At 59.3% G+C, this 1,752-nt stretch carries 2 protein-coding genes; both read right to left on the bottom strand.

The window, feature by feature from the left end; genetic code table 11:
• Positions 1–8 precede the first annotated feature (8 nt).
• Positions 9–635: an aldo/keto reductase gene (locus tag FY112_RS13620; RefSeq protein WP_348633303.1), complete on the bottom strand. Its 627-nt coding sequence runs from the start codon at positions 633–635 to the stop codon at positions 9–11.
• Positions 636–661: 26 nt separating this feature from the next.
• Entirely contained in the window at positions 662–1,648 is a 987-nt protein-coding gene (locus FY112_RS13615; protein WP_151518571.1) for an MBL fold metallo-hydrolase, read from the bottom strand.
• Positions 1,649–1,752: the final 104 nt, after the last annotated feature.

The raw sequence follows: 1,752 nt of genomic DNA, 5'->3' as shown, positions 1-1,752 counted from the left end.
CAGTTCGATCAGATAAGTTTGTGGCATACGGGCGCCGAGCGCGCGGCACAGCCGCGAAACGAAGATGGAACTGACCGGCGAGATTTCCCTTCCTTTTTCCATGAACGAAGGAGCGGAACGGCGACCTGCGCATTTGTGATACTGTGACATTGCATCAGGTTGATTGTGTCACGCCAGATCCGCAGCCTCGATTGCCGAAAGCTTTCCTCCGCATGGCTCTCGTCGCCCAGATATTCTCCCGTCGCCCAGATTTTGTTTGTCAGGAAGATTTCGGACGCCTCGGGCATCTCCGCCATGATCTGGCCAACGCTGACCTCGGCCGACCCATATAAGGGCGAGGTATCAACGACGCGGCCGCCACCGGCGACATAGCGCCTGAACACCTCCCGCAGGTCGTCCCGCGCTTCACCCGGTCGACGGTCGAATGTCAGGAATGTGCCAAGTCCGAGGGCTGTGAGCCGCTCTCCGGTTTTCGGCACCGTGCGCGTCAGGACGGGCTCCGTTGCCGGCGTCGATGGGAGCGGCGCGTCGCCTGTCGCGTCTTGTGCCTTTGTTTCTGCTGCAATCGCCGCGCTCGCGGCAGTCAGCCCCATCGCACCCAAAAAGCGCCGCCGACCGATTGTCGTTCGGGTCATGAGAAAACCTCCAGGTCGATATCTGATTAGAACTGCCAGCCCGCCGGGACCCAGGCGTAACCCATGTCGGTCTTGAGCATTCGTCCGAGGCCCGGGAACGGGTAGTGAAACCCGAGAACGAGGAGCCTATCGGTCGCGGCCATATCGAATATGCGGCGGCGCGACGCGAGCGCGGTATCCTTGTCTCTGTCAGGTCCGGGTCGCCATGGATGGTCGATGTTGACCACCGGGTGATAGGCAAGGTCCGCAGTGAGGAGCAGTTGGTCGTTTCCTGAGTGGACCAGGAATGTTGCCATGCCAGGCGTATGTCCGGGCGCAGCGATCGTGGTGAGGCCCGGCACGATTTCCGCACCTGCCTCGTAGAGCTCGATGTCCTTTGCGATCGGCTCGACACTCCGTTTGATCGCTGCTGCAAACCGATCACGAAAGTCCCTTGGTACCGGCATGTAGGAGAGATCGGGATTGTTGCGCACAAAAAAATCCCAGTCTGCGCGGGGTGCGTAGACGGTGGCATTGGGAAACGCTTTTTTGCCTTCGGAAGTGCTGAGATTGCCGACGTGATCAGGATGCGTGTGGGACACCACGATCGTGTCGATATCGCCTGCATCGAGACCGATGGCGGCGAGATTGTCGAACACACGCCCCGCATTCGGTCCCATCGTGGCCCCGGCTCCCGCCTCAAGCAATATCCGCCTGTCGCCGACCTCGAGCAGCAGCGTGTTGAGTTGAAGGGTCATGTGATCGGTAGGAAGGAAAGCGCGACGAAGGACCTCCTGCAGTTCGGCCTCCGGAGCATCGTTGGCATAGACCGTCGGTGGGCCGCCGATTACGCCATCGCTCAAAACTGTCGCTTTGATCTGCCCGACCCGAAATCGATAATATCCAACATTACGGGCGTCCGGGCTCTGCACCTGCGCCTTGCCTGATCCGGCTGAACCTCCAAGCAGCAGAGCGGCCGTTCCAGCAACCGCTGAAACCATGACCGTGCGCCGGTTCAATGTGAGTCGATCCATTGCTTTTCCTTTTCAGTTGACAATCCGCATGTGCGGTTGAGGTATTTAGATGACCTCAAATCACTGCGCTGATAAGACCAGCAAATCTACGCAGCTTGATAAGG

Origin of the sequence: Rhizobium sp. PEPV16, assembly GCF_008919455.1 — a bacterium.
Lineage (GTDB): Bacteria > Pseudomonadota > Alphaproteobacteria > Rhizobiales > Rhizobiaceae > Rhizobium > Rhizobium leguminosarum_Q.
The sequence above is the reverse complement of the archived record's forward strand: the minus strand, read 5'-3'. Positions and strand labels throughout refer to the sequence as shown.